Annotated in this window: 24 protein-coding genes and 1 pseudogene; 15 read left to right on the top strand and 10 right to left on the bottom strand. The window is 69.4% G+C overall.

The annotated features are described in order from the left end of the window. The first annotated feature begins 962 nt into the window (after positions 1 to 962). Positions 963 to 2924 carry a molecular chaperone HtpG gene (gene htpG / locus ABZ479_RS32970; RefSeq protein WP_500464974.1) on the top strand — a complete coding sequence of 654 codons (1962 nt, stop codon included), beginning with the start codon at positions 963 to 965 and terminating at the stop codon, positions 2922 to 2924. A 138-nt stretch (positions 2925 to 3062) separates the two neighbouring features. Here htpG and ABZ479_RS32965 read toward each other — a convergent pair whose 3' ends face one another. Both ABZ479_RS32965 and ABZ479_RS32960 read right to left on the bottom strand, forming a co-directional pair. Further along, positions 3063 to 3797: a D-Ala-D-Ala carboxypeptidase family metallohydrolase gene (locus tag ABZ479_RS32965; protein ID WP_500464973.1), complete on the bottom strand. Its 735-nt coding sequence runs from the start codon at positions 3795 to 3797 to the stop codon at positions 3063 to 3065. A gap of 239 nt (positions 3798 to 4036) precedes the next feature. After that, positions 4037 to 4435, bottom strand: a complete 399-nt coding sequence (locus tag ABZ479_RS32960) for a VOC family protein (RefSeq protein ID WP_500464972.1) — start codon at positions 4433 to 4435, stop codon at positions 4037 to 4039. 93 nt (positions 4436 to 4528) lie between these two features. On the opposite strand from ABZ479_RS32960, the gene ABZ479_RS32955 reads away from it, so the two are divergent. Next, on the top strand, positions 4529 to 5518 hold the full coding sequence (locus ABZ479_RS32955) for a helix-turn-helix transcriptional regulator (protein ID WP_500464971.1): 990 nt from the start codon (positions 4529 to 4531) through the stop codon (positions 5516 to 5518). 35 nt (positions 5519 to 5553) lie between these two features. Here the strand turns inward: ABZ479_RS32955 and ABZ479_RS32950 are convergent, their stop codons facing one another. Further along, positions 5554 to 5688 (bottom strand): hypothetical protein, encoded by a 135-nt coding sequence (locus ABZ479_RS32950; RefSeq protein WP_500464970.1) that lies wholly within the window; start codon positions 5686 to 5688, stop codon positions 5554 to 5556. Positions 5689 to 6219: 531 nt separating this feature from the next. Here ABZ479_RS32950 and ABZ479_RS32945 point away from each other — a divergent pair. From ABZ479_RS32945 to ABZ479_RS32935, 3 genes are all read left to right on the top strand, one after another. Next, positions 6220 to 8010, top strand: coding sequence for a serine hydrolase domain-containing protein (locus ABZ479_RS32945; RefSeq protein ID WP_500464969.1), 1791 nt, complete (start codon positions 6220 to 6222; stop codon positions 8008 to 8010). A 62-nt stretch (positions 8011 to 8072) separates the two neighbouring features. Next, the gene (locus ABZ479_RS32940) at positions 8073 to 8993 is read left to right on the top strand and encodes a MurR/RpiR family transcriptional regulator (protein ID WP_500464968.1); all 921 of its coding nucleotides are present in this window, start codon (positions 8073 to 8075) and stop codon (positions 8991 to 8993) included. Between the two features lie 84 nt (positions 8994 to 9077). Further along, complete coding sequence (locus ABZ479_RS32935; protein ID WP_500464967.1) at positions 9078 to 10154, top strand: hypothetical protein; 1077 nt, start codon at positions 9078 to 9080, stop codon at positions 10152 to 10154. 43 nt (positions 10155 to 10197) lie between these two features. On the opposite strand, the gene ABZ479_RS32930 is transcribed toward ABZ479_RS32935, so the two are convergent. After that, a complete protein-coding gene (locus ABZ479_RS32930; RefSeq protein WP_500464966.1) occupies positions 10198 to 11274 on the bottom strand; it encodes a 1-aminocyclopropane-1-carboxylate deaminase/D-cysteine desulfhydrase in 1077 nt (358 codons plus the stop codon). A 76-nt stretch (positions 11275 to 11350) separates the two neighbouring features. Here ABZ479_RS32930 and ABZ479_RS32925 point away from each other — a divergent pair, with 76 nt between their 5' ends. From ABZ479_RS32925 to ABZ479_RS32910, 4 genes are all read left to right on the top strand, one after another. Next, positions 11351 to 12253, top strand: a complete 903-nt coding sequence (locus ABZ479_RS32925) for a LysR family transcriptional regulator (protein ID WP_500464965.1) — start codon at positions 11351 to 11353, stop codon at positions 12251 to 12253. Positions 12254 to 12501: 248 nt separating this feature from the next. Beyond that, a complete protein-coding gene (locus tag ABZ479_RS32920; RefSeq protein WP_500464964.1) occupies positions 12502 to 13317 on the top strand; it encodes an alpha/beta fold hydrolase in 816 nt (271 codons plus the stop codon). Between the two features lie 41 nt (positions 13318 to 13358). Next, a complete protein-coding gene (locus ABZ479_RS32915) occupies positions 13359 to 13616 on the top strand; it encodes a hypothetical protein (RefSeq protein WP_500464963.1) in 258 nt (85 codons plus the stop codon). Between the two features lie 532 nt (positions 13617 to 14148). Then, entirely contained in the window at positions 14149 to 14496 is a 348-nt protein-coding gene (locus ABZ479_RS32910) for a GNAT family N-acetyltransferase (RefSeq protein ID WP_500464962.1), read from the top strand. A gap of 49 nt (positions 14497 to 14545) precedes the next feature. On the opposite strand, the gene ABZ479_RS32905 is transcribed toward ABZ479_RS32910, so the two are convergent. Next, on the bottom strand, positions 14546 to 15175 hold the full coding sequence (locus ABZ479_RS32905) for a TetR/AcrR family transcriptional regulator (RefSeq protein ID WP_500464961.1): 630 nt from the start codon (positions 15173 to 15175) through the stop codon (positions 14546 to 14548). 526 nt (positions 15176 to 15701) lie between these two features. Between ABZ479_RS32905 and ABZ479_RS32900 the strand changes: the two genes are divergently transcribed. The 5 genes from ABZ479_RS32900 to ABZ479_RS32880 all read left to right on the top strand — a co-directional run bounded on the left by ABZ479_RS32900 (position 15702) and on the right by ABZ479_RS32880 (position 19843). Then, positions 15702 to 16745 carry a zinc-binding dehydrogenase gene (locus ABZ479_RS32900; protein WP_500464960.1) on the top strand — a complete coding sequence of 348 codons (1044 nt, stop codon included), beginning with the start codon at positions 15702 to 15704 and terminating at the stop codon, positions 16743 to 16745. 287 nt (positions 16746 to 17032) lie between these two features. Then, positions 17033 to 17947: an NADP-dependent oxidoreductase gene (locus tag ABZ479_RS32895; RefSeq protein ID WP_500464959.1), complete on the top strand. Its 915-nt coding sequence runs from the start codon at positions 17033 to 17035 to the stop codon at positions 17945 to 17947. 99 nt (positions 17948 to 18046) lie between these two features. Next, the gene (locus ABZ479_RS32890) at positions 18047 to 18388 is read left to right on the top strand and encodes a GNAT family N-acetyltransferase (protein ID WP_500464958.1); all 342 of its coding nucleotides are present in this window, start codon (positions 18047 to 18049) and stop codon (positions 18386 to 18388) included. 13 nt (positions 18389 to 18401) lie between these two features. Continuing rightward, on the top strand, positions 18402 to 19031 hold the full coding sequence (locus tag ABZ479_RS32885) for a TetR/AcrR family transcriptional regulator (protein WP_500464957.1): 630 nt from the start codon (positions 18402 to 18404) through the stop codon (positions 19029 to 19031). 425 nt (positions 19032 to 19456) lie between these two features. Continuing rightward, positions 19457 to 19843 carry a nuclear transport factor 2 family protein gene (locus tag ABZ479_RS32880; protein ID WP_500464956.1) on the top strand — a complete coding sequence of 129 codons (387 nt, stop codon included), beginning with the start codon at positions 19457 to 19459 and terminating at the stop codon, positions 19841 to 19843. 64 nt (positions 19844 to 19907) lie between these two features. Here ABZ479_RS32880 and ABZ479_RS32875 read toward each other — a convergent pair whose 3' ends face one another. Next, complete coding sequence (locus ABZ479_RS32875; RefSeq protein ID WP_500464955.1) at positions 19908 to 20654, bottom strand: SDR family oxidoreductase; 747 nt, start codon at positions 20652 to 20654, stop codon at positions 19908 to 19910. A gap of 359 nt (positions 20655 to 21013) precedes the next feature. Between ABZ479_RS32875 and ABZ479_RS32870 the strand changes: the two genes are divergently transcribed. After that, positions 21014 to 21679, top strand: coding sequence for a GntR family transcriptional regulator (locus ABZ479_RS32870; protein ID WP_500464954.1), 666 nt, complete (start codon positions 21014 to 21016; stop codon positions 21677 to 21679). A 76-nt stretch (positions 21680 to 21755) separates the two neighbouring features. On the opposite strand, the gene ABZ479_RS32865 is transcribed toward ABZ479_RS32870, so the two are convergent. From ABZ479_RS32865 to ABZ479_RS32850, 4 genes and pseudogenes are all read right to left on the bottom strand, one after another. Beyond that, the gene (locus ABZ479_RS32865) at positions 21756 to 22751 is read right to left on the bottom strand and encodes a nucleotidyl transferase AbiEii/AbiGii toxin family protein (protein ID WP_500464953.1); all 996 of its coding nucleotides are present in this window, start codon (positions 22749 to 22751) and stop codon (positions 21756 to 21758) included. Then, positions 22748 to 23407 carry a hypothetical protein gene (locus ABZ479_RS32860; RefSeq protein ID WP_500464952.1) on the bottom strand — a complete coding sequence of 220 codons (660 nt, stop codon included), beginning with the start codon at positions 23405 to 23407 and terminating at the stop codon, positions 22748 to 22750. The genes ABZ479_RS32865 and ABZ479_RS32860 overlap by 4 nt, the downstream gene beginning before the upstream one ends. Before the next feature lie 151 nt (positions 23408 to 23558). Continuing rightward, positions 23559 to 23711: pseudogene (locus ABZ479_RS32855) on the bottom strand (TetR family transcriptional regulator); the annotation flags it as partial. A gap of 128 nt (positions 23712 to 23839) precedes the next feature. Then, on the bottom strand, positions 23840 to 25474 hold the full coding sequence (locus tag ABZ479_RS32850; protein ID WP_500464951.1) for an ABC-F family ATP-binding cassette domain-containing protein: 1635 nt from the start codon (positions 25472 to 25474) through the stop codon (positions 23840 to 23842). Between the last annotated feature and the right edge of the window lie 640 nt (positions 25475 to 26114).

The raw sequence follows: 26114 nt of genomic DNA, 5'->3' as shown, positions 1-26114 counted from the left end.
GCGCACTTGATGCTGCTGGACGACGTGGAGGGCGCCTTGCTGCTGTCGCCGCCGGCGTTGGTGTTGTCGTCCGAACCGCACGCAGTGAGCATGAGGGCACCGGAGACCGCGATCGCGCCGACGGCCAGGGCGCGGAGCCCGCTCTTACGCTGAAGCTGAAGCTTCACCTTTGGTGATTCCTTCCTGAAGCCCGCCGGTGGACGGCGAAGCAGAGGTATGGATTTCTGCATCCATCCGGCGGCTCCTCGCTCACCGGTAAGGCCGAAATTAGACAGATCAGGTGAAGTGGTCGAAGGCCGATGGTAAATGCGGGGTGAACCTCGTATATCAGTGCGGTGCTGTAGCCCATACCGAGTGGCGTACGTCTCAGCGAGGCTGGGTCGCATGCCCGTTCCGCGGAGGAACGCGTCGAGCGCGACGCGGTCCCGCTCGTGGGTGAGCCGGTTGCGCGTGGCGGTCGACGGTGAAGGGGACATGCTCAGCTGCGCCCCGGCCTACAGGCCGGCGTTCCAGGGTCCTGCGTGGGGGACAAGGCTGCGCCACGGGGCGGCAGTAAGTGATCAGCCATGCGAAGAGTGCCCCCGGCCGGCTAAAAACGTCCACCACACCGGCCGGAGGCACTCCTCAGGTGAGCGAGCAATGGGGATCCTACCTGCGACTGCTGGTATCGGGTAACAAAAGGGTCTCGGCCCGCAGGCGGGCGGGTTAACAGCTGGGCGAACGGGCCGGTCCGCGTGCTGTCGGCGCAGCTCACGCCGTGGAACGCTGAGAACGAGCCCGACAACGACGGCCTGCCGGGATCCCGCTCGGGCCGGCGGACATTACGCGGGCCGTGCCCAGTTGAGGCAGTGCGGGACCTTCGCCTCCGCTGCCGCCGGAGTCGCGCGACCGCACCGTGCGCGGCGGTCGGTCTAGAGTGCGTTCGGTAGTCGGCTCCACGATCTTTGGAGGGTTCGCTCGTCATGTCGGCTGAGGTCCACGAGTTCCAGGTGGAAGCCCGTCAGTTGTTGCAGCTGATGATCCATTCGATCTACTCGAACAAGGATGTGTTCCTCCGGGAGCTGATCTCCAACGCCTCCGACGCGCTGGACAAGCTGCGCCTGGAGGCGCTGCGCAACGACGCGCTCGGGGCGGACGTGTCCGATCTGCACATCGCTCTGGAGGCGGACACCCAGGCGCGCACGCTGACGGTGCGGGACAACGGCGTCGGCATGTCGCGTGAGGAGGTCGTCGCACTCATCGGCACGATCGCCAGTTCCGGGACGGCGAGGCTGCTGCAGGAGCTGAAGGACACCAAGGACGCGGACGCGGCGGCCGGCCTGATCGGCCAGTTCGGCGTCGGATTCTACTCCGCGTTCATGGTCGCCGACGAGGTCACCGTGGTGACCCGGCGGGCCGGCGAGAGCCACGGCACCCGCTGGACCTCGCGCGGCGAGGGCACGTACTCGGTCGAGGGCGTCGACCAGGCGCCCCAGGGCACGGCGGTGACGCTTCACCTCAAGCCCGTCGACGCCGAGGACCGGCTGCACGACTACACCGACGGCCGGCAGCTCCGGGAGATCGTCAAGCGGTACTCGGACTTCATCACCTGGCCCATCCGCATGGCCGCGCGCGCCGCGATGCCGGGGGCCGGCACCGACACGGACACCGTCGACGAGGGCGAGGGCGAGGGCGAGGGCACCGGGCAGGCTCCGGCGGCCCTGGAGACGGTGAACTCGATGAAGGCGCTGTGGGCGCGGTCGCGGGAGGAGGTGACGGATGAGGAGTACCACGAGCTGTACAAGCACCTGGCCCACGACTGGCTCGACCCGCTGGAGACCATCCGGCTGCAGGCGGAAGGCACCTTCGAGTACCAGGCCCTGCTGTTCATCCCCTCCCACGCCCCGCACGACCTGTTCTCCCGCGACCACCGGTGCGGCCTGCAGCTGTACGTCAAGCGCGTCCACATCATGGACGACTGCGAAGAGCTCCTGCCGCCGTACCTGCGCTTCGTCAAGGGCGTCGTCGACTCCCAGGACCTCTCGCTGAACGTCTCCCGCGAGATCCTGCAGCAGGACCGCCGGATCCAGATGATCCACCGGCGCCTGACCAAGAAGGTCCTCACCACCATCAAGGACCTCATGACCAGTGCTCCCGACCGCTACGCCACCGTCTGGCGGGAGTTCGGCCCCGCCCTGAAGGAAGGCCTGCTGGACGACGGCGGCAACCGCGACACCCTGCTGGGCCTGTCGTCCTTCGCCTCCACGCACGACGCGGACGGGCTGACGACGCTGGCGCAGTACGTGGAGCGGATGAAGGACGGGCAGGAGGAGATCTACTACCTGACCGGCGACTCCCGGGAGGCCATCGAGAATTCCCCGCACATGGAGGCCTTCCGCGCGAAGGGGATCGAGGTGCTGCTGCTGACCGACCCCGTCGACGAGGTCTGGGTCACCACCGTGCCGGAGTTCGACGGCAAGCAGCTGCGGTCGGTGGCCAAGGGCACGGTCGACCTGGAGGACGGTGAGCAGGACGCCGGGACCGGTGGCGAGCGCGAGAGCCGGCAGAAGGAGTACACGAACCTGCTGGCGTGGATGACCGAGGTGCTCGCCGCCGACGTGAAGGAGGTCCGGCTGTCCGCCCGCCTGACGGTCTCGCCGGCCTGTCTCGTCTCCGACACCCACGACATCACGCCGGCCCTGGAGAACCTGTACCGGGCCATGGGTCAGGACGTCCCGCACACCAAGCGCATCCTGGAGCTCAACCCCGGTCACGCGCTCGTCGGCAGCCTCAACAAGGCCCACACCGAACGCGGCGACGACGCCGGTGCCGGCCTCGCGGGAATCGCCGAGCTTCTCTACGGCATGGCCCTGATCGCCGAGGGCGGGGCGCTGAAGGACCCGGCGCGTTTCGCCAAGCTGATGGCGGACCACCTCGCCGTCTGATCCAGCCCGAGCTGGTCGGTGGGCCGCGGCCCGCCCGCGACGACGCGCCGCGGCCCACCGGAACCACGGCACGCGCCTGCCGTCTCGAGGCCCGGGACCACGGCGCGGACGCCTCCCGGTCCGACGGGCCGCCGGTCGTCAGATCCCGCAGGTGGGTGCGGACCAGTACGGCGACGGGTCGAGGGCCACGTGGGCGTGGTCGTTGTGGTCGGGGTAGCCCGGACCGAGGATCTCCGAGAAGCCGTGCACCCGCGCCTGCTTGGCGAGCGTGCACAGGCTCGGCGAGCCGGTCAGGTCGGCGGCGTCGCCGTACAGGTGCCGGCTGGTGGACGCGCCGCCCACGGCGCTGTTGCAGGCGTAGGAGCGGAAGCCGCTGGAGACGGTGATCGCCACGTCACCGAGGGCGTGCCGCATCGCTTCCAGTTTCCACATGGTCTTCAGGGCGTTCGCCTTGGCGGTGGCGGCCGGGACCGCACCGCCGGACCAGTCGGAGTTGCACTTGTTCAGCTCGGAGTAGGCGAAGTGGACCGGAGTGCAGTCCGCGTCCTGGAGCGCGTAGATCTTGCCGAAGGTCTGTGAGCCCGCGACCCCGTCAGCGGTCAGGCCGTACGCGGACTGGAACTTCTTGACCGCGGTGGTGGTCCGCGCGCCGTACACGCCGTCGTACGAGAGCCGCTCGCCCGAGGTCACCCAGCCGGCGACGCGGATCTGCAACTGCGTCACGTCGGCGCCGGAGGAGCCCTGGGAGAGGGGGCGGCTCCAGGTGTAGCACTCGTCGGCGTGCGCGGTGCCCGAGGTGGCGCCCACTCCGACGGTCACGCCCGCCATGACCATGACAATCGTGAGAAGCGTGCGTACCGTGCGTCTGAGCATTCCGGCCTCCCGACCGTCGGACTCGAAAGGTGGGTGACGCCGCCGCGCGAACAGCGGGCGCCCCCAGGGTGGCGCCCTCCGCTACGCGCGTCAACTGCACCGGGGTTACGAGAGGTTGTCGACGACTCTTCACCTCCCGTGCCGGCGGGGTCGGCCCCCGCCCGGGCCGCCGCCCGCCGGCCGACGCGCATGCGCGTCCGACGGTGGCGGCGGTCGCCGGGAAGGAGCCGTGCGCGGTGTCAGCGCGCGAATTTCGCGGCGGCTGCCGGGGTGACGGGGGTGAAGAAGTTGACGAGGTTGCCGTCGGGGTCGCGGAACAGCAGTGACCGGTTGCCCCAGGGCATGGTGGTGGGCCCGGCGACGACGTCGGTGACGAAGCCGGTCAGGTTCTGGTGGACGCGGTCCACGTCGTCGACGAGGAACTCGGTGATCACGCTGTGGTTGTCCGCCGGGCGGGCCGAGCCCGGGGCGAAGAGCGGGACGGTGCGGGTGCCGGCGATGGCGAGGGTGGCGCCCGCGGTCGTGAGTTCGGCGAAGTCCTCGGTGGCCCAGGTCGCCCGCACCCCGGTGGCCCGCTCGTAGAACGCGACGAGGCGAGCGACGTCGCTGGTGATGATGCGGATCGAGACGAAGTCCATGGGAATCTCCTTGGCTGTGCTGGAGGCGTGCACGTCGCAGGCTAGGAGAAATAGAGGACAGAATCGGTCCCGTATTCGCGTTAGGCTGTGAACATGTCCCGCCCCACCGTCCGCGTGCTGACCCTCCTGGAGCTGCTGCAGTCGGGCGGCACCCGAACCGTGGCGGAGCTCGCCGACCGGCTCGGCGTCGAAGGGCGCACGGTGCGGCGGTACGTGGACCAGCTGCTCGACCTGGACGTGCCCGTGGAATCGGTGCGCGGCCGCTACGGCGGGTACCGGCTCGCCCCCGGGTACCGCATGCCTCCGCTCATGCTCAGCGACGACGAAGCGCTGGCCGTGCTGCTCGGCCTGGTCGCCGGCCGCCGGGCAGGGCTGACGACGACGGAGCGCACGGCAGGCGAGACGGCGTCGGCCAAGATCCGCCGGGTGCTGCCCCGGCACATCGCCCACCGGCTCGACACACTCCTGGAAGCCCTCGCCTTCACGGATCAGCCCGGCGAGTTCGACACCCCGGACGCCGAGGTCCTGCTCACCCTCGCCGACGCCGTGCGCCACCGCAGGCCGGTCTCGATCCGGTACACCGACCGCGACGGCCGGCGCAGCGAACGCACGCTGCACGCGTACGGGATCGTCGCCCACGCGGGCCGGTGGTACGTCACGGGCAAGGACGCCCGGATCGAAGAGGACCGGACCCTCCGCCTCGACCGCATCGCGGACGCGCGGGCGCTGCCCGGTTCATTCGAAGTGCCGGAGGGCCCGGATCCGGCACAGCGCGTGCTGTCGGCGTTCGCCACGGCCGAGTACCGCCACGAGGTGACCCTGCGGATCCACGGCACGGTCGGGCAGATCCGCGCCCGCCTTCCCGCCAGTGTCGCGAGCCTGGAGGAGTGCTCACCCGTGGCGGGCGAGGAGCAGGGGGGCGAGCGCTGGCTGCGTGTCGAGCTGCGGGCGGAGCGGCTCGACTGGTTGCCCCCGGTACTCGCCTCACTCGACCGGCCGTTCGTCATCGAACGGCCCGCGGAGCTGCGCGACCTCGTCACCGCGCTCGCCGATCGCCTCACGGCCTACGCCCGTCAGGTCTGACAGCGGCGAACCCATGTGTCCGCCGACTGCGCCGGCTACGCGATCTCCAGGACCACGGCGGGAAGCGCGGCCTCCAGGACGTCCCTGCGTGGCAGGGAGAGGTCGAAGCAGACGGTGTGGACCGCCCCGGGAAACAGGGGGCTGCGGGCCGAACTCCGCCTGCCGGCCACCGTACTTGACCACGAAGGCGGATTCCCCGATCTGTCCGTGACGCAGACCTATCGGAGGGTGGGGGCCCAGGGCTCCTCATCCAGGACATCGATCAGGTCCTTGCCGGTGAGAGGGCCCAGATCACGCGCCGTGCGCGTCGGCGGGTTCCGTCGTACCGGGATCGACGTCGGTGATCCGTAGGGGTCGGATCGCCTCCAGCGACTGCCGCGCCGACCGTAGCCGGCAATCGTTGCCGACGAGCCGTCAGGTGTGGGTGGCGCGGGCACCCGCGAAGTCGCCCGGCTCGGGCGGGCGGTGACGGTGTGTCCGACTGCCGACATCGGTCGGGATGTTGACCGACCACCGTTCGGTTACTAACTTACGGACGTCGCCTCAAGTTGGTTAAAGATTTTCGACTCCAGGGGGTAGGACCTCTCCGCCGGCTTGGCGGCGACCACGGCTCCGCCGCCTGACCGTCCACCGTCCACGCGACGCGGCCAGGACGGAGACGTGCCGAGCAGCGAAACCAACTCCTCACCCACGAGGTACCCATGCGGATTCCTGTACTCGCACTCACCGCGGCGTCGGCCATGGTGGCCGCCCTCGCCCTGCCGACCGGAGCCACGGCCGCCACGGCCACGACCTCGGGCACCGCCGCCGGGACCGACGGCGGCGGCCGCCGCTTCGACCAGCCGTACACCGGGTTCGCGCCCGCGGGCACCGTGCTGCGGCCGTCATCCCCGCGAGCCGCCGGGCTCGCCCCGGAGCCGATCGCCGCCTTCGAGGAACAGGTCGCCGCGTGGACGGACCCCGCGAGCGGCGCCGGCTACCTCTTCCCCGGTGCGAGCAGTCTGATGGTCCACGACGGCAGGGTCGTCGAGCGCAGCGCCACCGGCTACGCCACGCGGTACTCCGCCCCGCAGACCGAGTTGCCCAGGGACCAGTGGACTCCCGCGCGGACCGACACCATCTACGACCTGGCCTCGCTGTCGAAGCTGTTCACCTCCCTGGTGGCCGTGCAGCAACTGGAGGCGGGAAGGATCGGGCTCGACAGCCCGGTCGCCGACTACCTGCCCGAGTTCGCGGTGAACGGCAAGGGCGCCATCACCGTCCGGCAGTTGCTGACCCACACCTCCGGCCTCGCGCCCGACCCCGAGCCCGCGCTGTGGCAGGGCTACCCCGACATCCCGTCACGGGTGAAGGCCATCCTGGACACCACGCCGGTGAGCCCGGCGGGGACCACCTACACCTACTCCGACCTCAACATGCTCACCCTGCAGTTGGTGCTGGAGAAGGTGACCGGGCGCAACCTGGACACCCTCGTCCGCGAGGACGTCACCGCGCCCCTGCACATGACGGACACCGGATACAACCCGCCGGCCTCGAAGCTGCCGCGGATCGCCGCGAGCGAGTACGAGGCGACCCCGGCACGGGGCCTGGTGCACGGTCAGGTGCACGACGAGAACGCCTGGGCCCTGGGCGGCGTCGCCGGGCACGCGGGCGTCTTCTCCACCGTCGACGACCTCGCCGTACTGGCCCAGGCCATCCTCAACGGCGGGACCTACCGCGGCCACCGGATCCTGAGCCGGCACGGTGTCTCGTTGCTGGAGGAGAACTTCAACCAGGCCTTCCCCGGCGACTCCCACGGCCTCGGCTTCGAGCTGGACCAGATCTGGTACATGAGCGGTCTGTCCGGCCCGCGCACGCTGGGCCACACGGGCTTCACGGGCACGTCCCTGGTCATCGACCCCGAGTCGCGGTCGTTCGCCATCCTGCTGACCAACCGGGTCCACGCCACGCGCACCACCCCTTCCACCAACCCCGCCCGGCGGGGCATCGCCGGGGCCCTCGCCCAGGCGATGCCGGTCAAGGCACCGGGCGGCGGTCGCTCCTGGTTCTCGGGACAGGGCGGCGGTGCCACCAGCACGCTGACCACCGGTCCGCTGGACGCCTCCGGGACGGTCGACGTCGACTTCAGGTCCTTCGTCAACACCGAGTCGACGGATCGCCTCCGCCTCGAGGCCAGTTCCGACGGCGGTACCACCTGGCAGCCCGTGACGCTCCACGTCACCGGTACCGGCGCGCCCGCCGACGGTGTCACCTCGTTGTCCGGGCAGGCCGTACGCGCCTGGTGGCGGGTGCACGCCGAGGTCCCGAACGCGGCGTCCGGTCTCGAACTGCGCTGGCGCTACACCACCGACTCGGTCTACGAGGGGCGTGGGGTCAACCTCAGCGGGCTGCGGATCACCGACGGCAGGCACGTCCTGGTCAACGGCGACAAGCCGGACGCCCCACTGACCTCGGCCGGCTGGCGGGAACTCCCGGCGCGCGGCGGGCACTGATCCCCGCGCCGGGGCGCCGGCTCCACGTTGACCTGCGGCAAGGCCCTCAGTAGGTTTCCCGCGTGGTGACCGAGAACACGGCCGACGACCTGCAGGACAGCGCCCTCCTGGTGCGCATCCGCTCGCTCCTGCCCGGCCTCGCCCGGGCGGAGCAGCGGGTCGCCCGGGCGGTGCTGGACGGCCCCGCCCGGACGGCCCGCCGCAGCATCTCCGAGGTGGCCGCGGCGGCGGGCACCAGCGAGACCACGGTGATCCGGTTCTGCAAGTCGATCGGCCTGGACGGCTATCCCGCACTGCGCATCGCGATGGCCGCCGAGGCCGCCCGCGCCGGGACGCGCGCCGAGAGCCACCTGGGCGACGACATCACCCCTGCCGACGACCTGGCCGGCATCGTCGGCAAGGTCGCCTTCGCCGATGCCCGCGCGGTGGAGGAGACCGGCGCGCAGCTGGACGTGGCGGTCCTCGGCGACGTGGTCGAAGCGATGGCGGCCGCGGGACGCATCGACGTGTACGGAGTGGGCGCGAGCGCCTTCGTGGCCGCCGACTTCCAGCAGAAGCTCCACCGGATCGGACGCGTCGGCTTCGCCTGGAGCGACACGCAGATCATGCTGACGTCGGCGGCGGTGCTGCACCCTGGGGACATCGCCTTCGGCCTCTCCCACACCGGCGCCACCGCCGACACCGTCGAGGCGCTGCGCGTGGCCCGGCGGCACGGCGCCACCACGGTGTCCCTGACCAACTTTCCCCGCTCGCCCATCACCGAGGTCTCCGACTTCGTGCTGACCACGGCCGCGCGCGAGACCACGTTCCGCTCGGGCGCGATGGCCAGCCGCATCGCGCAGCTGACCGTCATCGACTGCCTGTTCATCGGCATCGCCCAGCGGCATCCGGAGCAGTCCGGGAAGGCCCTGGCGGCGACGTACGAGGCCGTCAGCGGGCAGCGCCTCGGCCCACGCCCGCCCGGAGGCAGACGGCCGGGCTGAACCCGCGGCGGGGCCGAGCCCTGCTGCTCGGCGAACGCGCGGTTGCACCGTGGATTGTCGGTGGCCGGTGGAAGGATCACCGGCATGGTTCTCGTACGTACGACTCCGCCGCGGCCTGTCGAGGTCACCGCGGTCTTTCCCGAGCTGGCCCCGCTGGCGCGTCCTGCCGTCCGACTGCATCCGCGCCCGGGGTCGCCTTCGGTCGCGGACAGCTCGGTCGGTGGGCCGCTGCTGTGGCCGGCCGGGGAGCCGTGGCCGCACTGTGAAGACGCGCACCTGCACGTGGACACCGGATTCCGCCAGTCGCCGACCGAAGTGCGGCTCGGGAGACGGCTGCAGGCCCGGTGGCGCCGTGACGGCCCGGCGCCCGTGCTCACACCTGAGGAGGAAGCGCTCAAGGAGCGCAATGCCGCGTGGCTCGCCGCACGGTTCGAAGTCGGCCCTCCCCGGCCCGCCGAATGCCCGGTCCCCATGCTGCCCGTGGCCCAGTTGTACCTGCGTGACGTACCCCTGTTGCAGCCGCCCGGGCAGGCCGATCTGCTGCAGGTCCTCTGGTGCCCCTACGAGCACGAGCCGTACTACAAGCCGTCGACCGCACTGTTCTGGCGGTCGGCCGCGGACGTCGGCGACGTCCTGGCCGCACCACCGGAACCGTACGAGGCGGACTATCCGGGTTATGTCCCGGAGCCGTGCGTGCTGGCGCCGGAAGCGATCACCGAATACCCCAACAGCCTGGACCTGAGCCCGGAACTGCAGCGGATGCTGGAGGACTGGAGCAGGTGGCAGGCAGCCGGCGCCGACGTGGACAGCTCCTACGCGGAGTATCCCCGCGACTTCTACTCCGTCCATCTGGGCAACGCACCCGGCTGGAAGGTCGGCGGCTGGCCCCCTTGGGGCCGCACCGACCCGTACCTCCGCCACTGCGCCGTGTGCGAGGCGCGGATGGTCCCGCTCCTGACGATCGCCTCCTGGGAGTGGGACGGCGGTGAAGGCCACAGCTGGGCACCTCGGGAAGACCAGGCCGCGGCCCGCGCCGACTCCCACTACGCGGGCCAGGATCCCTCGCAGCCGACGAAGGTGGAAGTGGGCAGCACGGACAACCTGCAGATCTACGTCTGCCCGACCTCCCCCGAGCATCCGCACACCGACCTGATCCAGTGAGCTCTTCCGCCGACGCGGCGATCGTGGTCGACGGGCGGCCGGCTCAGCCGGCGATGCGGCCGACGACTCGGGGAATCTCGAACAGGTTGCCGGTGTCCCCAGTGTGCAGGAACGCGACGTCGCTGCCGACGGGGATCCGCCCACTGCGGGCGTGGTCGAGCAGTCCCGCGAGTCCCTTGCCGGTGTAGACAGGGCCGACGAAGACGCCTTCCGCCCGGGCCAGTTCGCGGATGGCAGCTGTGCTTTCGGCGGACGCGACGGCGTATTCCTCGCCGATGAAACGCTGGTCGATGTCGATCTCGGCGAGGATCGTCGCGTCGTCGGGTGCGGGCGCGCCCAAGGTGGCCAGGACCGCCTTGGTCCGGTCGACGATCACCCCGGGGTGCATCCGGCCTCCCTCGTCGAACCTCTGGATGGAGATCGACCGGAACCTCACCCGGTGTCCCAGGCTCAGCTTCGCCGCCAGCATCCCCGGCAGCGCGGTCCCGGTGCCGATCGTGTGGTAGACGTAGTCGAGGTCGACCCCTGCGGCATCGGACTGTTCGAGCATCTCACGGAACGTCAGGGCGTGCGCGACGTAGCCGTCGGGGTGCGCGCCACCGGTCCCGACGACGAGGACCCGGTGCCCCTGCGCTTCGAGTTCGGCCTTGCGCAGGGCGATGGCGTCGGTGATCCGCGCGGCCTCGCCCGGAGAGTGCCAGACGTTGTCGGTGACGTTGATGACGTGGGTTTCCACCCCCATCGTCTTGTTGAGCAGGTAGTTGCCGCGGAACTCGCCGAGCTCACCGTGCCGGGGCACGTTCCGCGTGAGCACCAGGATCGGCGTGATTCCCGCGCTCAGGCAGGCGGCGGCGAACTGCAGACCCGAATTGGTCAGGTACTCGCCCTGGGTGATGACGTGTGTCACCCCGTTCTCGAGGGCCCGCCCGAGGACGAATTCGGCCAGGCGCATCTTGCTCCCGCTGATCGCACTGGGTCCTGCCAGGTCCTCGCGCTTCATGAAGAGGTTGATCCCGTACGTGGCCGACAGGTTGGGCAAGGCATGGAACGGAGTGGGGTAGAACCCGACCCGGCATCGGGGGAGTTCGTCGATCGCGGTGTCGAATTGCGTGATGTCCATGCGTTCAGCGTCGGCGACGCCTCCCGAGTAGCACAAGCGATGATCCCTTCTCGAACGATAAGCTATCCTTAACCTCATGTCCTGGTTGTTCGATCCGCGGCACCTGGTGACCCTTGAGGCCGTCGTGCGGCTCGGCTCGTTCGCCGCCGCCGCGGAGGAGCTGGGCTACACCCAGTCCGCGGTCTCGCAGCAGATCGCGGAACTGGAACGGCGGGTCGGCGCACGCGTCGTGATCCGGCGGCCCGTCCGTGCGACCGAGGCGGGGCAGGCCCTCCTCGACACCGAGGCCGCGATCAGCGTGTCGATGAGCCGCGCTGCCACCGAGCTCGCGGCGCTCGCGGAAGGGAGCGGCGGCGAGGTGCGGCTCGGCGCGTTCATCTCGGCGGCGGCCTCCATCGTCCCTCCGGCGCTCGCCCGCCTGCGTGCGACCCATCCGGCAGTCCACATCACACTCCGTGAACTCGAGCAGCGCGAAACGCACGCGCTGCTGTTCCGGGGAGAGATCGACCTGGCCATCACCTTCGACTACGCACACGCTCCCGTGCCGGTCCCCACCGGGCTCACGCAGGAGCACCTCATGGACGATCCGATCATGGTCGTCCTTCCCGTCGGTCATCCCCTGGCCGGAGCCGACGCCGTCACCCCGGCTGACCTGCCGTCGGACGCGTGGATCACCACGGCGGTCGACGTCCGCGATCTGGCGGCGTCACCTCTCGACGCCGACCGGGGGAGCGGACACCGTCTGGACTTCGACGGCATGGACTTCCGCACCGCGCTCAATCTCGTCGCGGCGGGTCTCGGTGTCGCGCTGCTGCCGCGGTTGTTGCTGCTGGACGCTCCGCCGAGCGTCGTGGCCCTGCCCGTGCGGCAACCCACGATCGTCCGTCGTCTCTACACCTGCCGGCTCGACACGCGAGGCGTGACCGCGTCGGTCAGGCAACTGGAGACGTACCTGCGGGAGGCGGTGGCGGAAGTCTGAGACACCGCACCGTCTCGCGCAGAAGCGGCGTGAGAGCTTCGGCAGGTGCGCTGCCGGGCAGGTGGGTGGCCTCGCCGTACCCGCACGTCTAGTGTGGAATGACGAGATCGCGATTCCGAGTAGGTGCGTCAATGAGCATCGGAACAGGAAAGACCGGCTCGATCGTGGAGCCGTCGCCGTCGAATTATCCGCAATCTCAGCCACCCGCCGGCTTTCAATCGAAATACGCGGAAGTGAATGGCTTCCGTATGCACTACGTGCAGGGCGGAAACGGCTCGCCCGTGGTGATGATCCACGGATTCCCGCAGACCTGGGCCGAGTGGCGGCAGCAGATGGGCCCGCTCTCCGGGACCCACACCGTGATCGCCGTCGACCTGCGTGGCACCGGCGAGTCACAGGTCACGAAGAGTGGCTACCAGGCCGTGCAACTGGCCCAGGACGTGCACCAACTGCTGAAGCAGCTGGGACTCGACGACGGCATCCAGGTGGTCAGCCATGATGTCGGCGTGTGGGTCGCCTACGCCTACGCGGCGCAGTGGCCGTCGGAGGTGCGCCGCATGGCCGTGATGGAGGCCCCCATCGCGGATGGCGGCGCCTACGGCTTCCCCGCCCTGAGCCCCGACCCGAAGCGGCCCTCCCCGTGGCACTGGGGCATGTTCCAGATGCCTCTCGCCGAACACCTCATCGCCGGTCACGAGCGGGTCTTCGTCGAGGAGATGATCACCGCGTACCTGGTGGGCAACAGGTCACCGTTCACGCCGTCGGACTTCGACTACTACGCCCACTTCCTCGAGGAGCCCGGCCGCACGGAGGCCTGGATGAGCGTATACCGCGAGTTCCGTACGAACATCCAGCAGAACAAGGAGTTCCTGGCCCGCGGCAAACTGAAGATGCCCATCCTCGCCGTCGGCGCGCAGGATTCCTTCGGTGGAATAGTCGTCGACCAATGGCGTGAGTACGCGGAGAGCGTGGACGGACGAGTCCTGAAGAATTCGGGACACTTCGTCACGGAGGAGAAGGCGCAGGAAGTGACCGCCATGCTGCAGTCCTTCCTGCAGGTGTAGCTTTCTCGAGCCGGAACACGGTGTGCGATCAGGCGCGCCGGATGACCAGCACGGCCATGTCGTCGAGGTGGGGCGACGACGGCGTCGAGGATGACGTCCGCCATCGCCTCGGCATCGAGCCGGTCGTGGAGGGCGCGGCCGGTCGGCGTCCCCGCTCGTTCCAGTCCGGCTTCCAACGTCAGGCCCGGCCCTTCGACCACGCCGTCGCTGACCATGACCAGCGCGGTGCCCTCCAGGGTGAAGGTCTCCTCCGGGTAGTCGACATCGGGCAGGACTCGCAGGACCGGCCCGCCGCGTAGCACTGCCCAGGCCCCGAGCGGCCGGTCGCCCGGCGGGCTGAGAGGAGTGATGGACATGGCGACATCGGGGCCGGGCGGTGCCTGGACGGCAGTGGTGCCACTCAGCCAACACCGTGCGAACTCCTCCTGGTTGGCGATGAACTGCGGCTGACCGGTACGGATGGCACAAGGCAACGGCCGGTCCTCGTCCAACGACATCCCGAACAAGGCATCGGCCTGCCTCGTGGGGATCCCGGCGTCCGAGGAGACGCGCAGGCGCCCCTCGTCGACGAGCGCGAAGAGGGCGTCGAAACCGCCGAAGGCCGAGGCGAGCCGGGTCAGGACGACCCCTGCGATGCTCCCTGGCAGGTCACAGTGTGTGCGTTCGGGATGCGAGCGGACCCTGGCTGGACTGTTTCGTCCACTTCGTTTAGGCTGAAACGCGCCGCGCCCGAGGCCGGGGCCGGCGGGTGTTCACACCGAATCCGCGGGTGGCCGAACCCTCTTCACGCCAGCCGACCACGCTTCTGGCGAAGGGGACCGGAGGGCTGGGATGCCGGACATCATATTCTCGGGCGCGGAATCGTCCGTGGTGGTGAGCAACAACGAGAAGGAGCATCGCTACGAGGTATCCGTTGCCGGTGAGGCGGCCGGTCGCATGGGGTATCGGGTGATCGGCGTTCGACGCGTCCTGATGTACACGGTCGTCTACGACGCTTTCCGGGGGCGCGGTCTCTCCAGCGTCCTCATCAAGAGCGTCCTGGACTTTCTGCGCATCAACGGAAACACCATTTCGAATTACTGTCCGGTCGTCGACAGGTTCATCCGCAAGAATCCCGAATACATCGACCTGGTCGACGCGAAGCTTTCCGGCACGTGGCTCTCGCCCTCTTGGAGCTGACGCACTGCCCGGCTGCCCGTGCGGCGAGGCACCGGGCCGCGGAGCCGGCTCACTCCACGACGAAGGAGCGTACGTAGGTCAGCGCCATCTGCATGGAGGCGCGCATCGGCTCGACGTCCTGCGCGGTCTGGGCCAGCAGATAGCCACCCTGCAGGGCGGCCATGACGGCGGTGGCGAGCTGCTCCGGGTCCGCGTCCTCACGCAGCGAGCCGTTCTCCTGCATACGCTTCAGGCCTGCCGAGATGAGCCGTTGCCACTCGGCGAAGGTGTCGGCCAGCTTGCTCCTCGACGTCGGGTCCTGCGCCGCCCGCGCGCTGACCAGCGAGCCCAGCGCGCACCCGTAGGCACCGTCCTGCAAGGAGTTGAGGTGGATGAGCTTGTCGCTCCACCGTTCGAGCGCGCGGAGGGAATTCATCCGCTCCAGCATTTGGCGATCACGGTTCAGGACCTGCTCGGTCCGCAGCGCGATGACGCTGTGGACAAGCTGGTCCTTGTCCGCGAAGTGGCGATAGAGCTGGGATTTGCTCGTCCCGCTTGTCGCCCGTACGTCGTCGAGTGAGACCGCGTTGACACCCCTCACGTAGAACAGGTCGGCAGCGGCCTGAACAATGCGGTCGCGGGTGACAGCCCCACGCGAGGTCAGGCGCCGCTCTTGCCTGGGAGCATCGTCTACGGACATGTAGCCGATATTACTACGCGCGATCACCGGGGCCGTCGAAGTGCCGGGAGCCTGCCGCCCCACGCTCGGGCGGATGAGTCGACTGCTCCCTGCCCACGGGGTGTCGAGCGCATGAGGCGCGGCCTTCGCGGGTGTGCGTGACGCGTCTGTCCCGCGGACCACCGCGACAACAGCTGGGCGGCGGCCCGCGCCGGTACGCACCAGGTTCCCGTGAGCGCGGTGAGGACCCCGACGATCGCGGCATCCTCAGGCGATCACCACATGGACTACATAGTCCCTTCGTCTGTGCTATCACGGAAGGGGAACGCGTGCTCCACGTCTGGTGGAGTTGACAACCGGCGATCAACGGTGGCGCTCCGGCGCCGACGAAAGCGCGTCGAGAATCCCGGCCGCGACATCAGCCGGAACACCGAACGGCTCTGTTTCCGCAATCGGCGTTTCCGCTGTGCGTGACGCGGTGGCGCTGCGTGGCCGGCCGATGCGCACTGTCATTCCCATCGGTGCCACCTGGAAAGGGAGTATCACGATGCGTGCAGCACTCATGTACGGCGCCGGCGACGTCCGCGTCGAGGACGTGCCCGACTCCGTCATCAAGCACCCGACCGACGCCCTGGTGCGGATCGCCGCATCCTGCGTCTGCGGCACAGATCTGTGGCCGTACGCCTCGCTGAAGCCCGAGGACGGTCCCGCACGGATGGGCCACGAGTTCATCGGCATCGTCGAGGACACCGGCGCGGAGGTGACCACCGTCGAACGTGGCGACCTGGTCGTCTCGCCGTGGAGTACCTCCGACAACACCTGCGAGTTCTGCCGTCAGGGTCTGTCCAGCTCCTGCGTCCACCCACAGGCGAACTTCTGGGACGGCGAGGCGGAGGAGGGCGCCCAGGCCGAGGCCATCCGCGTCCCTCTGGCCGACGGCACCCTCGTCAGGCTCCCCGTCGCCGCGGACTCGGCGCTCATTCCCTCCCTGCTGACGCTCTCCGACGTCTTCTGTACCGGCCACCACGCTGCCGTGTCGGGCGGAGTCGGCGAGCGCACCCGTGTCGCCGTCATCGGCGACGGCGCCGTCGGCCTGATGGCGGTCCTGTCCGCCAGGCGGCTGGGCGCCGAGCAGATCGTCCTCATGGGCCGGCATCAGGCGCGTACCGACCTCGGCCGTGAGTTCGGTGCGACCGAGGTCGTCTCCGCCCGCGGCGAAGAAGGTGTCGAAGCGGTCCGCGAGCTCACTGGCGGGTACGGCCCGCACGTGGTCCTGGAGGCCGTCGGCACCAGGCCCGCCTACGACCAAGCCCTTGGCATCATCCGACCGGGCGGGGTCATCAGCCGCGTCGGCGCCCCGCAGTACGAGGAAGCCCCCATCGGCATCGCCAGCCTCTTCCGCCACAACATCCGCCTGGCCGGCGGCCCCTCACCGGCGCGCGCCTACATCGAGGACCTTCTGCCCGACGTCCTCGGCGGCACCATCGAGCCCGGGAAGGTCTTCGACGCCACCACCGAGCTCGAAGGCGTCCCGACCGGCTACCAGGACATGGCCGACCGCAGGTGCCTGAAGGTGCTCATCAGGTTCTGACCACGGACGACGGGGGCGGGGTGTGGCCTGTCGCCACCCCGCCCTGTGGGAGGGCGGTCCGTCGTCACCAGCGTCCCGGAAACCCGACCGCAGGCGCCGGCGTGTCCGGACCGCTCCTCGGATGACGTGCGCAGAGAACAGTAGGGGACTATCTCGTCCAGTCTTGGACTTGAGTATGCTGTTGTAGTGCAGATGGCAACCATGTTGTGGACCATCAAGTTCACTTTTGAAAGCTCTCAGCGCCCGCATGCGGAGCGTTCGACGGCGAGATACGCGGAGGTAACCCGATGAAGGCGATCGTTGTGACCGATCAGGCCGCGGGGACGGCCGGGATGAGGCTGGCGGAGCGCCCCATACCCGAGGCGGCGGGGAACGATGTGCTGGTCGAGGTTCACGCGTCCGGCTTCACCCCGGGGGAGCTGACGTGGCCCTCGAACTGGACGGACCGCCTCGGCCGCGACCGCACACCGTCGATCCCCGGCCATGAGCTCGCCGGAGTGGTCAGTGCCCTGGGCTACGGAACGAGGGGACTGTCCGTGGGGCAGCGAGTCTTCGGCCTCACGGACTGGACGCGTGACGGCACACTGGCGGAGTACGCGGTCGTCGAGGCACGCAACCTCGCGCCACTGCCCGGCGACGTCGACTTCACGGTCGGCGCGAGCCTGCCGATCTCGGGCCTGACGGCGTGGCAGGGGCTGTTCGAGCACGGTCGGCTTCAGCCGGGGCAGAGCGTCCTCGTGCACGGCGCGGCCGGTGGGGTCGGATCGATCGTGACGCAGCTCGCCCGCGAGGCGGGTGCTCACGTCATCGGTACCGGACGTGCCGCCGATCGTCCGGCGGCGCTCGACCTCGGCGCGACGGAGTTCGTCGACCTGGACGGCGACACGCTGGAAGACGTCGGTGGAGTGGACCTGGTGTTCGACGTCATCGGTGGTGACATCGGGAAGCGGTCCGCGAGCCTGGTCCGCCCCGGAGGAACGCTGGTGACCATCGCCGGCCCGCCGGAGGCGCGACCTGCGGACGGTCTGGCCGTCGACTTCGTCGTCGAGGCTGATCGCGTCCAACTGCGCGAACTGGTCCAGCGGGTGCGCGACGGGCGGCTGCGCACGGTCATCGGCACCGTGGCGACGCTCGATGACGCCGTCGCGGCCTTCAACCCGAACGAGCGGGTCAGGGGAAAGACCATCATCCGCGTCCGCTGAAGGCTCACCGACCCTCCAAGAGGACGATCTCGTCCACTGGTGAGCGAGAGGAGTGCCCCGTCAACCAGGCGGGGCCGGCACAAGGTGACAGGAACGGCGATGCCCAAGGTGCTGTGGAGTGACACGAGCGGCTCGATCAGAGTCCTCAAGGACGACGACAACAGGTTCTACGAGGTTCAAGAGGACGGCAACTACGCGGGGCTGCTCGCCTACGAGCGCAAGGGCACCCGGTACAGCCTGACGCACACGTACGTCCAGGAGGGTTACCGTGGCCGCGGCCTGGGAACCGCGTTGATCCGTGAGGCGCTGTGCGACCTGGTGAAGGAGCGCGCGGCAGTCACCAACCGCTGCCCCGTCGTGGACCGCTTCATCGAGAAGCACCCTCAGTTCTGCGAGCTGTTCGACCTCGGGCGGCAGCCAGTCGACGACGTCCACGACTGAGACGCCCGAGCCCATGGCCGAAGACGACGACGCTCTGCCGAAGAGGCGCCTCACGGCGCGCGGAGCAGTAACACGTGATCGCTTGATCCAGGCCGCCGCGGACCTCTTCTACGTCAAGGGTGTCCACTCGGTGACCTTGGATGACGTGCGAGCGGTGAGCGGGACCAGCAAGTCCCAGTTCTACCGTCATTTCGCAGACAAGGACGAGCTTGTGCACAGTGTGATCGAGTTGCGTGCCCGACAGATTCTCGAACGCGACCGACAGTACTTGGAACGGATGAACTCCTTCCCTGCCCTGGAACGCTGGAGCGATGCGATCATCCGCTTCAATTCCCTCCAGGACGGGGCCTACGGATGCGCCCTGGGCGCACTGGTCGGATCCCGCGCCGCTCAAGACCCGGAGGCCCGGAACCTGCTCGCTGAGAAGTTCGGCGAATGGCAGGAGTTGATCGCCGCCGGCCTGCGCCGCATGCAGGAGAACGGCTCGCTCAAGGAGGAAGCCGATCCCGCGAAGCTCGCACTGTCCGTGATGGCGGCCCTGCAAGGAAGCTACTTGCTCGCTCAGATGGCACGCGACGTCGAGCCCATGCGGATCGCCATGGACATGGCGTTGGCCCACGTGAAGACGTACACCGTGGGCTGATGCGGGCCCGTCGGCTTGCCGGCTCCGTTCGGTCGTGGTCCAGCACGGCAAAGGCGCCGGGGCCGGCACGCGGGGGTATGCCGCCGGCGGTCGTGTCGCTCTTGGCAATTCCACCATCAAGAGGACTTGACAGTCTCGTTCGTGATTGCGAGGCTTGGTGATAGTTCGGCCGTAATGGGTGGATTTCGCTCGGAGCGGGAGCTGCCCGGCTGACTCCCGGCGTCCGGGCCCCGTGAGGCGGCAGTCGAATGCCGGCACCACTTGTTCAGATCGCGACGGCTGTTGCATTCCACGGCGAACGCGAAGCGTTCCCACGTGCGGTGCTCCCTCTGATGACGGCCTCGTTCGCCGACAGCGCGTACACGGCGCCGGAGCAGCAGCCCACCTGCAGCGAACGCCGCAACACGCAGAGAAGGAACAAGAAAGTGAACGACACCAACACCAAACAGTCCAGTGAGGACCTGGCGATCCTCGAGCAGCTCAACAACGACTACGTCCACTCCGACCAGTTCAACGACGTCCAGCGCTTCAGCGAGCTGCTCGCCGAGGACTTCGTCGTGCAGACCCCGGGTGTCACGCGCAACCGTGCCGAGTTCCTCGACTACATCGCCGAGCCGCGGCCCTTCAAGGACCTCGCCGTCCACGACGTCAAGATCCGCATCCTCAGCGATGTCGCGCTGATCCACGGCCGCGCCACGTACACCCTGCTCACCGACGGAGCGGCCCAGGAAGCCCTCTACACCGACACGTACCAGAAGCGTGAGGGTGGCTGGGTCTGCGTCTCCGCCTGTGCGATCGCCCCGGGCACCTGAGCCGACCACGTGGTCGAGGCGGTCGCACGCCGGCGCTGTGGTTCGACAACTTCCGGCGATGCCGTCAGATCGCTCCGCCGTTGATGAAGAGGGTCTGGCCGTTGATCCAGCGGCCGGGCCCGGCGAGGAAGGCGACCGCCCCGGAGACGTCGTCCGGCTCACCGAGACGCCCGAGCGGCGGCTCGGCGGAGATCCGGTCGATCACCTCCTGGCTCTTGCCCTCGAAGAACAGCGGCGTGGCGATGGGGCCGGGAGCCACCACGTTGACGGTGATGTCCCGCCCCCGCAGCTCGCGCGCGAGGATCAGGGCCATGGCCTGGACCGCGCCCTTGGTCGCCGCGTACGCGGTGTAGCCGGGCCGGCTGAACCTGGTGATGGAGCTGGAGAAGTTGATGATGGCGCCGCCGGAGCGGAGCCGTTTCGCGGCCTGCTGGTTCACCACGTAGGTTCCGCGGAGGTTGACGCGCAGCAACCGGTCGAGCTGGTCGAGGTCGAAGTCGACCATCGGGCCGACCGGCATGATCCCTGCCGCGTGGACCAGGACGTCGACGCCGCCGAACTCGGTCTCCACCTCGTCGAACATGGCCGCGACCGCGACCTCGTCCGCGACGTCCGCGCGCTTCGCCACGACGGTCCCGCCACTGGCGGCGATCTCCTCGACGGTCTCGTTCGCCTGCGCCTGGTTCCCGGCGTAGTTCACCACGACCTGGTAGCCGAGACGGGCGAGGTAGCCCGCCGTCTCCCGGCCCATGCCGCGCGTACCACCGGTGACGACGACCACGCGGCCCGCGCCTTGCCCTGTCTCACTCATGACGTGCTTGCCTCTCGTTCCTGTGCGGGGCCGCCGGCGGCCCCGTACGGTCAGCGGTCGGTAACGCGGGCCGCCGAGGGGAAAGCCCGTTCCTCATGGCCACTGCGGCGCCCTGGTGGGAGCGCCGCAGTGCACGCTGCCGAAACCCCGTCCACCGTCCCCTCATCCTGGTGGCAGACGTACGGCGGCGCATGTCCACCGACGGTGCGCCGTGCCGGTCAGCGGCCCGTGCCTCGGGCGACGGTGAGATGGAAGCGGGCCGGATCCACTTCTCACGCGTCGCCGACAGGTCGATACTCTGCCCCACGTCCGGTGAGGTCGACGCAGTAGGAGCGTCCAGGGAACCAGTGGAGGCCGAGATGCCGTTCAACGGGCTGCCGCAAGGATCCGTACCCAGGCTGCAGCGCCCCGGGCCCTTGCGGGAGCAGGTGTACCAGGCGCTGCTGGAGCTGGTCAGCTCACGGTCGCTGCATCCGGGCCAGCACTTGGTGGAGAGCGAGCTCGCGGCCCGTCTCGGCGTCTCCCGGCAGCCCGTGCACGAGGCGCTGCAACGGCTGAACACCGAAGGGTGGGTGGACCTCCGCCCCGCGCAGGGCGCCTTCGTCCACGAGCCGACCGGCGCGGAGACCGACCAGCTCTTCGTCGTCCGTGCCCTGCTGGAGACCGAAGGGGCACGCTTGGCCGCGGTCGGCTCGTCCGCCGACGGGCTCGAGCGGCTCGACGACCTGTGTACGACGGGCGAGGCGGCTGTCGCTGCCGACGACGTGGAGGGGGCGGTCGCCGCGAACGCCACGTTCCACGCCTGTGTCATGGAACTGGCAGGGAACGCCGTCCTCGCGGAACTGGCGGCACGCGTCGAGAACAGGGTGCGCCGCTACTACACGCCCGTCGTCCATCAGGCCTGGGTGGAGCACCGCGAACTGATCGCGGCCATCGCCGCCCGCGACGACACACGTGCCCAGCAGGTCATGCGAGCCCACACCGAGGACGCCAGGATCCGCTTCCCCCCGCGTCAGGTCCGCTGAGGTCCAGAGCAGTCGCGGTCCGTCATGTCCATGTGACACGCTGTGTCGGATCCGGGTCCACCACCCGGCCCGGGTCTCAGTCGGTGGCTTTGCCGAAGGTGCGCGTGACAGCGCGGACGAGCCGGTCCGCGTACTCTCGTTCGGCGTTCTTGTACTGCGGGTATTCGGTGACGAAGTGTCTCCACTCCACGTATCCGACGGCCTCGGTGACGTCTTCGAGGAGGATGGTGTCGCGGTGGTACGGCCATTCGCCGGACAGCCGGAACACTTCGTGGAGGAGTTCGTAGGGCAGCGGGTGGCGTTCGGCCAGGAGTACGGCGTCGTAGAGGTCTTTGCCTTGCGCGTGGCTGTCGTTGATCAGCCACATCAGTTTCCAGGCCAGCGAGAGTTCCGGTGTGGCCGCCTGCACGACGGCCCCGCCGGGCAGTTCGGTCGGCTCGGGTGGCTGGGGCAGGTGCTCGTTGAAGACGAAGTCGAGCTGGACGTGGCCGCCGGGCAGCCCGGGTGAGCCCCACGGCAGCACCATGCGGCGGCCCGGTACCCGCTCGTAGGTCCAGATGTCCTCGACGACCGCGCCCCGTGCCGAGACCCCGACCTCACGGCCGCGTGCGTCGGCCAGCGACTGCGCCGCCGCGGCGATGCCGCGCAGCATCCGGTCCGTGCGGCCGTCGTCGATGCGCCAGGTGTCGGGGACGACGACGAAGTCCAGGTCGCCGGGCTCGCGGGCGGCGTCCGGGAACCAGAGCGACATCAGCACGCTGCCCCGCAGCACCAGGGCGTCCACCCACGGCGAGGAAGCGATCGCGTCGAGCACGAGGTGCAGGGCCTGACGCCGGGCCGCCCGCCACGCCTGGCCCCGCGTCGGATCCGTGAACCGCGGGTCGGTCGCGCGGTAGGCGTTTCGGTGGTGCGCCAGCGACGGGTCGAAGACCGGGCGCTGCACCACGTCGTCCCCGGGCACCCACGCGAGCGTCTTCGGCAGGTCCTCGGCTCTGCGGCTGGCCTCGTCCAAGGGTTCGCGGGGCAACTCGGTGCTCCGCCAGCCGAATCCGTCCCATGCCGTCCCGCTCATGTCCGTACCCCCACAGGCTCCTCGATCCAACCGTCGTCCACGGACAGGTCGCTGTCATGGAGTACGAACTCCCGCTCCACGCTCAGCACGACGAAGGCGTCCAGTTCCGTCAGCAACCGCTCCAGCGCCTGCCCGGCCGCCTCGGCACCCACCGAGCGGCATCGCTGCGTCACGAACCGCTCGTGCCGCGCACCGTCCCGCACCCGCAGGGCGTTCCACGACAGATGGGCGCCGTGCGGTACCACCTGCGCCGCGAGCGCGGCCAGGTCCGTGTCGGCGTCGAGCAGCAGCTTCACATGGTGCTCGAAGTACCGTTCGTCGTCCTCGGCGAGCCGCGCCGGTACCTCCGCGGCCCACGGCGTCGACTCGGTCTTCACCCGCACCGGCTCGAAGCCGTCCGCTCGCAGCGCCGCCACGACGTCGCGTACGCGCGCCGTCTGCTCGACGTACGACGAGGAACCGGACAGCGTGAGCATGGGCTGCTCGCGCATCCGACCGCGCGCCAGCACGATGTGCGTCAGTTTGAGGCCACCCGAGGCCGCCCACCGGCGCAGCCGTACCCACTCGTCGGGGTCGGCGCAGCGGACCGTCACATGCGATTCGTACAGGGAAGCGGGCACCCACGGATCCTGCCAGATCACGGCTGTGCGCGGCATCCGCGTTTCCCGGGGCGGTCGCGTCGACGGCGCCCGGCGGATGCGGTGGGGCGGACCTGGGAACCCGGGTTCCGACCGGACACGACTGGAGCCGGTCACCGCCGACGAGTGGCCGGCCTGCTGTGGTGGCCGCATCCGAATCGGCGGATCCGGTTTCGACGTGCTCCCAGCTGATCTCCACCCGGCGGGCGGCCGCGGGATCGCGCGGGGCCAGTTCTGCGGCGGTGTTGGTCACGAAGCAGCCGGTCAGCCGTACTTCCGGTGAGGTGGCTTCCGCAGCGAAGCGGCGTACCACGGCGCGCACCGTGCGGCCGCGCCCCGGGCCCCTTCGTCCAACCCAGAGGTTGGACGAAGGGGATGCTCGCTCGTGCCCGGGTGCCGGACCTGCCCCGCGCACGGCCTCGGTGACGCAGCTGCTTCACGCGGGGCGGTTCACACCGCCGGTGCTGCCGCCTCTTCGAGCACCCCGTCGGCCAGCCGCAACCAACGGTTGATCCCGATCTCGGCGAGGAATCGCTCGTCGTGGCTGACCACCATGAAGGCGCCCTGGTACGAGTTGAGCGCGCTCTCCAGTTGCCCCGCACTGACCAGGTCGAGGTTGTTGGTGGGCTCGTCGAGCAGCAGCAGATGCGGGGCCGGCTCCGCGCACAGGACACAGGCCAGGGTGGCGCGCAGCCGTTCGCCGCCGGAGAGCACACCCACCGGCAGATGGGCCCTGGGGCCTCGGAAGAGGAACCGGGCGAGCAGGTTCATCCGCTCCGCCTCGGGCCGCTCCGGCGCGAACGCGGCGAAGTTCTCCGCCACGGTGCGGTCCAGGTCCAGCAGGTCCAGACGCTGTGACAGGTAGGCGATCCTGCCGTCATTGCGCTTGATCTCCCCGTCGAGCAGAGTGAGATCACCGGTGACCAGCCGCATCAGCGTGGTCTTGCCCGCGCCGTTCGGACCGGTCAGCGCGATGCGTTCGGGACCGCGGACACTGAGGTCGACGCCGCCCGCCGCGAACACGTCCCTGTCGCCGAGGCGGGCCTGCATGCCTGTGCCCAGGAACAGGTTGCGGCCGGCGGGCACCTGGGTGCCGGGCAGTTCCAGTGTGAGGCGCTGCTCCTCGCGCAGCGCCCGTCCGGCCTCGTCGAGGCGTGCCTTGGCCTCGCTGACGCGGGAAGCGTGCATCGTGCCGGACTTGCCCGCGGCCTCCTGCGCGCCGCGCTTCATGTTGCCCGCGAAGATCTTGGGCAGGCCGGCGTTCTTCAGGTTCTTGGCGGCGTTGCTCGCCCGGCGTTCGGCACGTTCTCGTGCCTGCTGCAGCTCCCGCTTCTCCCGTTTCAGCTCCTGTTCGGCGTTGCGGACGTTCTTCTCGGCGACGTCCTGCTCGGCGCGAACGGCCTCCTCGTACTCGCTGAAGTTACCGCCGTACAGGCGTAGTTCGTCGCTGCCCAGTGCGGCGATCCGTTCCATGCGGTCGAGCAGCGCACGGTCGTGGCTGACCAGGAGCAGGCAGCCGTTGAAGTCCGACAGCACGTCATAGAGCTTGTGCCGGGCCTGGAGGTCGAGGTTGTTGGTCGGTTCGTCGAGCAGGAGGACGTCGGGACGCTTGAGCAACTGGGCGGCGAGGCCGAGGGAGACGACCTGCCCGCCGCTGAGCGTGCTCAGGGTGCGGTCCAGGGCCAGATCGGCCAGGCCGAGACGGTCGAGTTGGGCGCGGGTGCGCTCCTCGATGTCCCAGTCGTCGCCGATGGTGGCGAAGTGCTTCTCGTCGACGTCCCCGGACTCCACGGCGTCCAGGGCGCGGATCACTGCGGCGACGCCGAGCACCTCGGCAACGGTGAGGTCGCCGGTCAGGGGCAGTGTCTGGGGGAGGTAGCCGAGCGTGCCGTTCACCGACACCGAGCCGGCGACGGGCTTCAGCTCGCCGGAGATCAGCTTGAGCAGGGTGCTCTTGCCGGAGCCGTTGGGCGCGACCAGGCCGGTCCGGCCGGGGGCCACGGAGAAGGACAGGTCGTTGAAGACCGGGGTGTCGTCGGGCCAGGCGAAAGAGACGTTCGAGCAAACGACGGCAGCGTCGGACATGGGAGAAACCTCGGAGGTACTGAGGGCAGAGCGTAGACCTCTGCCCTGGGCAGACATGGAAGAAAGGGGGACGACGAAAGAGGCCACATCGGCAGCGCTCCCGAGCGCAGGCCGGCGGCCGTCAGATCCGGATCTCACCCGGAGATGTCGTCTTCACCCACCACGTCTATGACTCCTCTGGATACGTTCCTCGGTCACCGATCAGCTTAACAACACGCTCGCGCCTTCTGTCCACCGTCGCCCTCTCCGTGATCGCGACCGGCGCTCATGTCGCTGCCATCGCTCGCGGCTTGCCGTGTGGTGTGCTTGTTGTCGGAGCGACAGTTGGTGCCTGCGTGATAAATCGATGCTGCTAGGGTGGGCGACATGATCGAGGTCGACAGACTCTAGCCACCGAACTGCCGGTGGCTTTCAGCCGGATGGGCCATGGCCCGCATCGGTGACCAGCCGTCCGTCTCGCGTAGGGCACGAATCCACCCTGTGGGGTGCTGATCGCTCTACGTGCCCTCATCGGCACGTTCGCACCGTACCGACCTCGGTCCTCCGCGCCCCTTCCCGCCTCGCCGTGCCTTCGCCTGCCACCGCGCACCTCTGCCTGTGGCCGCCTGGCCGTGGTGTCGCGAGCAGGCACGCTCGGTGC

The organism is Streptomyces sp. NPDC005722 (genome assembly GCF_040630935.1).
In the GTDB taxonomy this organism is placed as follows: Bacteria; Actinomycetota; Actinomycetes; order Streptomycetales; family Streptomycetaceae; genus Actinacidiphila.
The sequence above is the reverse complement of the archived record's forward strand: the minus strand, read 5'-3'. Positions and strand labels throughout refer to the sequence as shown.

Coding starts and splice junctions, on each gene's coding strand:
- ABZ479_RS32965 (WP_500464973.1), bottom strand. CDS start 3,797: ATGCTCAGACGCACGGTACGCACGCTTCTCACGATTGTCATGGTCATG.
- ABZ479_RS32925 (WP_500464965.1), top strand. CDS start 11,351: ATGTCCTGGTTGTTCGATCCGCGGCACCTGGTGACCCTTGAGGCCGTC.
- ABZ479_RS32945 (WP_500464969.1), top strand. CDS start 6,220: ATGCGGATTCCTGTACTCGCACTCACCGCGGCGTCGGCCATGGTGGCC.
- ABZ479_RS32935 (WP_500464967.1), top strand. CDS start 9,078: ATGGTTCTCGTACGTACGACTCCGCCGCGGCCTGTCGAGGTCACCGCG.
- ABZ479_RS32905 (WP_500464961.1), bottom strand. CDS start 15,175: ATGTCCGTAGACGATGCTCCCAGGCAAGAGCGGCGCCTGACCTCGCGT.
- ABZ479_RS32890 (WP_500464958.1), top strand. CDS start 18,047: ATGCCCAAGGTGCTGTGGAGTGACACGAGCGGCTCGATCAGAGTCCTC.
- ABZ479_RS32900 (WP_500464960.1), top strand. CDS start 15,702: ATGCGTGCAGCACTCATGTACGGCGCCGGCGACGTCCGCGTCGAGGAC.
- ABZ479_RS32920 (WP_500464964.1), top strand. CDS start 12,502: ATGCACTACGTGCAGGGCGGAAACGGCTCGCCCGTGGTGATGATCCAC.
- ABZ479_RS32910 (WP_500464962.1), top strand. CDS start 14,149: ATGCCGGACATCATATTCTCGGGCGCGGAATCGTCCGTGGTGGTGAGC.
- htpG (WP_500464974.1), top strand. CDS start 963: ATGTCGGCTGAGGTCCACGAGTTCCAGGTGGAAGCCCGTCAGTTGTTG.
- ABZ479_RS32930 (WP_500464966.1), bottom strand. CDS start 11,274: ATGGACATCACGCAATTCGACACCGCGATCGACGAACTCCCCCGATGC.
- ABZ479_RS32850 (WP_500464951.1), bottom strand. CDS start 25,474: ATGTCCGACGCTGCCGTCGTTTGCTCGAACGTCTCTTTCGCCTGGCCC.
- ABZ479_RS32960 (WP_500464972.1), bottom strand. CDS start 4,435: ATGGACTTCGTCTCGATCCGCATCATCACCAGCGACGTCGCTCGCCTC.
- ABZ479_RS32915 (WP_500464963.1), top strand. CDS start 13,359: ATGACCAGCACGGCCATGTCGTCGAGGTGGGGCGACGACGGCGTCGAG.
- ABZ479_RS32895 (WP_500464959.1), top strand. CDS start 17,033: ATGAAGGCGATCGTTGTGACCGATCAGGCCGCGGGGACGGCCGGGATG.
- ABZ479_RS32875 (WP_500464955.1), bottom strand. CDS start 20,654: ATGAGTGAGACAGGGCAAGGCGCGGGCCGCGTGGTCGTCGTCACCGGT.
- ABZ479_RS32865 (WP_500464953.1), bottom strand. CDS start 22,751: ATGAGCGGGACGGCATGGGACGGATTCGGCTGGCGGAGCACCGAGTTG.
- ABZ479_RS32870 (WP_500464954.1), top strand. CDS start 21,014: ATGCCGTTCAACGGGCTGCCGCAAGGATCCGTACCCAGGCTGCAGCGC.
- ABZ479_RS32860 (WP_500464952.1), bottom strand. CDS start 23,407: ATGCCGCGCACAGCCGTGATCTGGCAGGATCCGTGGGTGCCCGCTTCC.
- ABZ479_RS32955 (WP_500464971.1), top strand. CDS start 4,529: ATGTCCCGCCCCACCGTCCGCGTGCTGACCCTCCTGGAGCTGCTGCAG.
- ABZ479_RS32885 (WP_500464957.1), top strand. CDS start 18,402: ATGGCCGAAGACGACGACGCTCTGCCGAAGAGGCGCCTCACGGCGCGC.